Origin of the sequence: Pseudomonas sp. NPDC089428, from assembly GCF_044749325.1 — a bacterium.
Classification (GTDB): Bacteria; Pseudomonadota; Gammaproteobacteria; order Pseudomonadales; family Pseudomonadaceae; genus Aquipseudomonas.
Map to the genome: position 1 here is coordinate 23,052 of NZ_JBIVHT010000010.1, position 7,349 is coordinate 30,400.

Consider the following 7,349-nt stretch of genomic DNA (forward strand, 5'->3'; position numbering starts at 1 on the left):
TATCTGTGTTTCCTTAAATTCGGTTTCAGGTGCGCGAAGGCATTAAACAGTGAAGGCGTCTTGCAGCAGCTTTTCCTGCTGTTCGGCGTGCTTCGATGCGTAACCACAGGCTGGAGCGGCAGAAGCGTCGCGACCGGCGTATTCCAGGACCAGTGCCTTGTTGTGGCGGCCCAGGATACGGCGCATGTGGTGCTGGCTGCTGTACCAGGCGCCCTGGTTCATCGGCTCTTCCTGACACCAGACCGCATGCTTGAGGTTGGTGTAAGGCGCGAGGATTTCGACCAGGTCGTCCTCAGGGAACGGATACAGCTGCTCGATACGCACGATGGCGATATCTTCGCGGCCTTCGGCACGGCGTTTTTCCAGCAGGTCGTAGTACACCTTGCCGCCGCACAGGATCAGGCGCTCGACCTTGGCCGGATCGAGGCTGTCGATTTCCGGGATCACGGTCTGGAACGAACCTTCTGCCAGGTCTTCCAGGGTCGAGACGGCCAGCTTGTGGCGCAGCAGCGACTTCGGCGTCAGGACGATCAGCGGCTTGCGCAGCGGACGGATGACCTGGCGACGCAGCAGGTGGTAGATCTGAGCCGGCGTGGTCGGTACGCAGACCTGGATGTTGTGCTCGGCGCACAACTGCAGGTAACGCTCCAGGCGCGCGGAGGAGTGCTCCGGGCCCTGCCCTTCATAACCGTGTGGCAGCAGCATGGTCAGACCGCACAGACGGCCCCACTTGTGCTCGCCGCTGGTGATGAACTGGTCGATCACCACTTGCGCACCGTTGGCAAAGTCACCGAACTGGGCTTCCCAGATCACCAGCGCGTTCGGCGTGGTGGTCGAGTAGCCGTATTCGAAGGCCAGTACCGCTTCTTCCGAGAGGAAGGAGTCGTACAGTTCGAACTGCGGCTGGCCCGGGAACAGGTTCTTCAGCGGTACGTAGGTGCTGGCGTCCTTCTGGTTGTGCAACACCGCGTGGCGGTGCGAGAAGGTGCCACGGCCGATGTCCTGGCCGGTCATGCGGATCGGGTGACCTTCGAACTGCAGGGTGGCGTAGGCCATGGTCTCTGCATAACCCCAGTTGATCGGCAAGCCACCGGCCTGCATCTTCTGGCGGTCTTCGTAGATCTTCGCGACCTGGCGCTGAACCACGAAACCTTCCGGGATCTCCAGCAGCTTGGCCGACAGGTCCTGCAGGGTCTTGAGGTCGAAGCGGGTGTCGTGACGCGCGGTCCAGGCATGGCCCAGGTACGGACGCCAATCGACGAACAGCTCGCGGTTCGGCTCCTTGACCAGGCTCTTCACCACGTGCAGGCCGTTGTCCAGGGCGTTGCGGTACTCGTCGATCTTGGCCTGAGCACGCTCGGCGTCGATACGACCGGCCTGGATCAGCGAATCGGCATACAGTTCACGCGTGGTGCGCTGCTTGCTGATCTGCTGGTACATCAGCGGCTGGGTGCCGTTCGGCTCATCGGCCTCGTTGTGACCGCGGCGACGGTAGCAGACCAGGTCGATGACCACGTCACGCTTGAACTGCATGCGGTAATCGATGGCCAACTGGGTCACGAACAGCACGGCTTCCGGATCGTCACCGTTGACGTGCAGGATTGGCGCCTGAATCATCTTGGCGACGTCGGTGGCGTACTCGGTGGAGCGAGCGTCCAGCGGGTTGCTGATGGTGAAACCGACCTGGTTGTTGATCACGATGTGCACGGTACCGCCGGTCTTGAAACCGCGGGTCTGCGACATCTGGAAGGTTTCCATGACCACGCCCTGGCCGGCGAACGCGGCGTCGCCGTGGATCGAGATCGGCAGCACCTTGTCACCCACGGTATCGTTGCGACGGTCCTGACGGGCGCGCACCGAACCTTCCACCACTGGCGAGACGATTTCCAGGTGGGACGGGTTGAACGCCATGGCCAGGTGAACTTCGCCACCGGGGGTCATCACGTTGGAGGAGAAGCCCTGGTGATACTTCACGTCACCGGAGCCCAGCTCGTTCATCTTCTTGCCTTCGAACTCGTCGAACAGCTCGCGCGGGTTCTTGCCGAAGGTATTGACCAGCACGTTCAGGCGGCCACGGTGGGCCATGCCGATCACGACTTCCTTGGTGCCATAGGAGCCGGAGCGCTGAATCATTTCGTCCAGCATCGGGATCAGGCTTTCGCCACCCTCGAGACCGAAACGCTTGGTGCCTGGGTACTTGGTGCCCAGGTATTTCTCGAGGCCTTCACCGGCGGTCACGCGCTCGAGCAGGTGCGCCTGCACGTCGGCCGAGAATTCCGGACGGCCGCGCACGCTTTCCAGGCGCTGCTGGAACCAGCTGCGCTGCTCGGAATCGACAATGTGGGTGAACTCGGCGCCAATGGTGCGACAATATGTCTTCTGGAGTGCCTCGAAGATCTCGCGTAGGCTCGCCTCCTCTTTGCCGATGAACAGGTCGCCGGCACGGAAGGTCGTATCAAGATCGGCATTGGTCAAGCCGTAGTGATTGATCGACAGGTCTACAGGCGCAGGTCGCTGCCACAACCCCAACGGGTCGAGCTTGGCAGCCTGATGGCCGCGCATACGATAGGCCTGGATCAGTCGCAGAACTTCAACCTGCTTCTTCTCGTGTTCTGTGCTCACGCTCCCGGCGGAAACCGGTTGGGCGCGGCGCTGGTTCTTTGCCAGCAGTACGAAATGGTCGCGGATCGTCGAGTGCGATACATCGGTAGCGGTGCTGCCGTCGGCTGGCAACTTCTGGAAGTAAGTGCGCCACTCTTCTGGCACAGCGTTAGGGTCGTGCAGGTAGAGCTCGTAGAGCTCTTCCACATATGCAGCGTTACCACCTGAAAGGTGGGCGCTATCCCACATGCGCTGCATCACGCTTTCTTGCATGCTTGGTCACCCTCGGTTAGGGGACTGATCGGCAAGTGCCACAGCAAACCTGGAAAAGTCCGAATGAAGCGACTGAACCACGCCACTTGGATCCTGCTGATTTTCCGGGTACCAGCCCGGAAAGCCCCTGCTGGTCTCATATCTTCATAGGTATCGAGCGCGGGCTTTGTGGGCCCTTGCTCAGGTTTTACCTCAGTGCGGGCTCAGCGCCCGCACCTCGGCTTACTGCAGTTACAACGCTTTGAATCAGGTGCCGCTTTGCAGCAGCATGTTACGCACGTGACCGATTGCCTTGGTCGGGTTCAGACCCTTCGGGCAAACGTTGACGCAGTTCATGATCCCGCGGCAGCGGAACACACTGAACGGGTCATCCAGGGACGCCAGGCGCTCCTGAGTCTTGGTGTCACGGCTGTCGGCCAGGAAGCGGTAGGCCTGCAGCAGAGCGGCCGGGCCCAGGAACTTGTCTGGGTTCCACCAGAACGACGGGCAGGAGGTCGAGCAGCAAGCGCACAGGATGCACTCGTACAGACCGTCCAGCTTGTCGCGGTCTTCCGGCGACTGCAGACGCTCGATGGCCGGAGCCGGCGTGTCGTTCTGCAGGAATGGCTTCACCTTCTCGTACTGCTTGTAGAAGATGCTCATGTCGACCACCAGGTCACGAATGACCGGCAGGCCTGGCAGCGGACGCAGAACCAGCTTGTTGCCCTTGACCACGCCCGACAGCGGGGTGATGCAGGCCAGGCCGTTCTTGCCGTTCATGTTCATGCCATCGGAACCGCAAACGCCTTCACGGCAGGAGCGACGGTACGAGAAACCCTCGTCCTTCTCCTTGATCAGCGCCAGCACGTCCAGCACCATCAGGTCCTTGCCGCCGGTATCGACGTCGAACGACTCCATCTTGGGCGCCGAATCGGTGTCCGGGTTGTAACGATAAACTTCGACTTTCAACATAGCAGCCACCCTTAGTAAGTCCGGACTTTTGGTTCGAAGGCTGGAACAGTCTTCGGCGCAAAGTTGACGCCACGCTTGGCGACGCGCTTCTCACCCGGATAGTACAGGGTGTGGCACAGCCAGTTTTCGTCGTCACGGTCTTCGAAGTCTTCACGGGCATGCGCACCGCGGGACTCTTTACGGGCTTCGGCCGCAATGGCGGTAGCTTCGGCGACTTCCAGCAGGTTCTGCAGCTCCAGCGCTTCGATACGCGCGGTGTTGAAGGCCTGGGACTTGTCGTTGATCTTGACGTTGGCGATGCGCTCACGCAGGCCGGCCAGCTGCTCGATACCCTTCAGCATGTATTCGCCAGTACGGAATACACCGAAGTAGTTCTGCATGCAGCTTTGCAGCTCGCGCTTGAGGCTGGCAACGTCTTCACCAGTGGTGCGCTCGTTGAGCTTGTTCAGGCGGCTCAGGGCAACATCGATGTCGGTGTCGCTGGCGTCGAGGTGCTCGATGCCATCGCTCAGTGCCTTCTCCAGGTGCAGGCCGGCAGCACGGCCGAACACCACCAGGTCGAGCAGCGAGTTGCCACCCAGGCGGTTAGCACCGTGAACCGATACGCACGCCACTTCACCTACGGCGAACAGGCCAGGGATGATGTGATCCTTGCCTTCTTCGTCCATGGTGATGGCCTGGCCATGAATGTTGGTGGCAACGCCGCCCATCATGTAGTGGCAGGTTGGAACAACCGGGACCGGCGCGACGACTGGGTCGACGTGGGCGAAGGTCTTGGACAGTTCGCAGATGCCTGGCAGGCGGCTGTGCAGCACCTCCTCGCCCAGGTGGTCCAGCTTCAGCAGTACGTGGTCCTTGTTCGGGCCCACGCCGTTGCCGGCGATGATTTCCTTGACCATGGAACGGGCAACCACGTCGCGGCCGGCCAGGTCCTTCGCGTTCGGCGCATAACGCTCCATGAAGCGCTCGCCGTGGGCGTTGATCAGGTAGCCACCCTCACCGCGGCAACCTTCGGTGACCAGTACACCGGCGCCGGCGATGCCGGTCGGGTGGAACTGCCACATTTCGATGTCCTGCACTGGCACGCCTGCACGCAGGGCCATGCCGATACCGTCACCGGTGTTGATCAGGGCATTGGTGGTGGAGGCGTAAATACGACCGGCACCGCCAGTGGCCAGAACGGTGGCCTTGGACTTGATGTACATGGTTTCGCCGGTTTCGATGCAGATCGCGATCACACCGACGAAAGCGCCTTCCTTGTTTTTCACCAGGTCAACGGCATAGTACTCGTTGAGGAAGGTGGTGCCTGCCTTCAGGTTGCCCTGGTACAGGGTGTGCAGCAGTGCGTGACCGGTACGGTCGGAGGCAGCGCAGGTACGGGCGGCCTGGCCACCTTTACCGAAGTCCTTGGACTGGCCACCGAACGGACGCTGATAGATACGGCCGGTTTCGGTACGCGAGAAAGGCAGACCCATGTGGTCCAGCTCGAAGACCGCAGCCGGGCCTTCCTGACACATGTATTCGATAGCGTCCTGGTCACCGATGTAGTCGGAACCCTTGACGGTATCGTACATGTGCCAGCGCCAGTCGTCGTTCGGGTCGGCCGAAGCGATGGCGCAGGTGATGCCGCCCTGGGCGGACACGGTGTGCGAACGGGTCGGGAAGACCTTGGTGACTACGGCAGTCTTGTGACCGCCCTGGGCCAGCTGCAGCGCTGCGCGCATGCCGGCGCCGCCGCCACCGATGATGATGGCGTCGAAGGAAATGGTTGGAATGCTAGCCATGGATCAGATACCCCAGAGAATCTGCACACCCCAGACGAAGTAAGCGAACATCGCAACGCCGCATACCGCCTGGAACAGGAAACGAATCGCAGTCGCCGACTTGCCGAACGACATCGGCGTCAGGTAGTCGGTGGCGATGGTCCACATGCCGACCCAGGCGTGAGCGCCCAGGGCAACGAGGGCCAGCAGACTGAAGATCCGCATCGCGTTGTTGGAGAACAGACCATGCCACTGGGTGTAGTCGATGCCTGGGTGGCAGACCACGTAGCCGATCAGGAAAATGAAGTAAGCCGCGAGAACGACCGCCGATACGCGCTGCGCCATCCAGTCATAGAGGCCCGAACGCGACAGGTTCGTGACATTGGTTACCATACCCAAACTCCCACCAGAACGATCAGCACCACGGAGATGACGATCACGATTTTCGAGCCCAGCTTGCCGCCTTCCAGCGTCTCACCGATGCCCATGTCCATGATCAGGTGGCGTACACCTGCCACGAGGTGATAAAGCAGGGCGGACAGCAGGCCCCAGGTCACAAACTTGGCCAGCGGGCTGGTCAGACACGCCTTCACCTCACCGAAGCCTTCCTCGGAACCCAGCGACTTGCCCAGTGCATAAAGCATGATGGCAAGGCCGAGGAACAGGATGACGCCGGAGATACGGTGAAGAATGGACGTGTACGCAGTGACAGGAAGCTTGATGGTCCTTAGGTCTAGGTTTACAGGTCGTTGGCTTTTCACGGCTTTTTTCACACTGAAGAGCCCCTAGCGAATCAGGGCAAAGTTGTTGGTAAGTGTACTGGTCAGGTACCCACCACCCAGGGAACGGCGACCCCCAGCAGTTCGGGCTTGCAAGCCCCTGGGAGTCGGGTGCCGAGTATAGACAGTTAGGCTGCTTATGACAACGTGACGGGGTAGCCCAAATAGCGGATTGCCTTTAGTGAGCAAAAGGCGTAAATGGGCGAGAAATTCTAGAAAAATCAGGCTTCAGAGGGGCTTTCAACCAGCCTTTAGGCAAATTGACATTCGAATTTACTTCTCTATAGTGGTGCGGGCCCTGCGTGGGGGGCTGTCTGATGATTTCAAGCATTAATAGGAGGCCACATGGCTGACAAAAAAGCGCAGTTGGTCATCGAGGGCGCTGCCCCCGTCGAGCTGCCCATTTTAACCGGCACCGTTGGTCCTGATGTAATCGACGTCCGCGGGTTGGGGGCCACTGGTCACTTCACCTTCGACCCTGGTTTCATGGCGACCGCCTCGTGCGAGTCGAAGATCACCTACATCGACGGCGACAAGGGCGTGCTGCTGCACCGCGGCTACCCGATCGAACAGCTCGCCGAGAAATCGGACTACCTGGAAACCTGCTACCTGCTGCTCAACGGCGAACTGCCGAATGCCGAGCAGAAGGCCCAGTTCGTCAGCACCGTGAAGAACCACACCATGGTTCACGAGCAGCTGAAGTCGTTCTTCAACGGTTTCCGCCGCGACGCTCACCCGATGGCGGTGATGTGCGGCGTGGTTGGCGCCCTCTCGGCGTTCTACCACGACTCCCTGGACATCAATAACCCGCAACACCGCGAAATCTCCGCGGTGCGCTTGGTCGCCAAGATGCCGACCCTGGCCGCGATGGTTTACAAGTACTCCATGGGCCAGCCGATGATGTATCCGCGCAACGACCTGTCGTACGCGGAAAACTTCCTGCACATGATGTTCAACACCCCGTGCGAGATCAAACCGATCA

General features: G+C 60.5%; 6 protein-coding genes. 1 reads left to right on the plus strand and 5 read right to left on the minus strand.

Annotated features, from left to right (window positions below; genetic code table 11):
* Positions 1-42: 42 nt before the first annotated feature.
* The 5 genes from ACIPZ5_RS18660 to sdhC all read right to left on the minus strand — a co-directional run bounded on the left by ACIPZ5_RS18660 (position 43) and on the right by sdhC (position 6,361).
* Complete coding sequence (locus ACIPZ5_RS18660) at positions 43-2,874, minus strand: 2-oxoglutarate dehydrogenase E1 component (RefSeq protein WP_343600054.1); 2,832 nt, start codon at positions 2,872-2,874, stop codon at positions 43-45.
* Between the two features lie 246 nt (positions 2,875-3,120).
* Positions 3,121-3,825, minus strand: coding sequence for a succinate dehydrogenase iron-sulfur subunit (locus tag ACIPZ5_RS18665; RefSeq protein ID WP_012315348.1), 705 nt, complete (start codon positions 3,823-3,825; stop codon positions 3,121-3,123).
* 11 nt (positions 3,826-3,836) lie between these two features.
* A complete protein-coding gene (sdhA, locus tag ACIPZ5_RS18670; RefSeq protein ID WP_261943327.1) occupies positions 3,837-5,609 on the minus strand; it encodes a succinate dehydrogenase flavoprotein subunit in 1,773 nt (590 codons plus the stop codon).
* A gap of 3 nt (positions 5,610-5,612) precedes the next feature.
* On the minus strand, positions 5,613-5,981 hold the full coding sequence (sdhD, locus tag ACIPZ5_RS18675) for a succinate dehydrogenase, hydrophobic membrane anchor protein (RefSeq protein ID WP_027921320.1): 369 nt from the start codon (positions 5,979-5,981) through the stop codon (positions 5,613-5,615).
* A complete protein-coding gene (gene sdhC / locus ACIPZ5_RS18680; RefSeq protein ID WP_012315350.1) occupies positions 5,975-6,361 on the minus strand; it encodes a succinate dehydrogenase, cytochrome b556 subunit in 387 nt (128 codons plus the stop codon). The genes sdhD and sdhC overlap by 7 nt, the downstream gene beginning before the upstream one ends.
* Before the next feature lie 351 nt (positions 6,362-6,712).
* On the opposite strand from sdhC, the gene ACIPZ5_RS18685 reads away from it, so the two are divergent.
* The coding region (locus tag ACIPZ5_RS18685) for a citrate/2-methylcitrate synthase (RefSeq protein WP_400810061.1) at positions 6,713-7,349 on the plus strand (637 nt) is incomplete at its 3' end.

Coding starts and splice junctions, on each gene's coding strand:
- ACIPZ5_RS18665 (WP_012315348.1), bottom strand. CDS start 3,825: ATGTTGAAAGTCGAAGTTTATCGTTACAACCCGGACACCGATTCGGCG.
- sdhA (WP_261943327.1), bottom strand. CDS start 5,609: ATGGCTAGCATTCCAACCATTTCCTTCGACGCCATCATCATCGGTGGC.
- sdhD (WP_027921320.1), bottom strand. CDS start 5,981: ATGGTAACCAATGTCACGAACCTGTCGCGTTCGGGCCTCTATGACTGG.
- ACIPZ5_RS18660 (WP_343600054.1), bottom strand. CDS start 2,874: ATGCAAGAAAGCGTGATGCAGCGCATGTGGGATAGCGCCCACCTTTCA.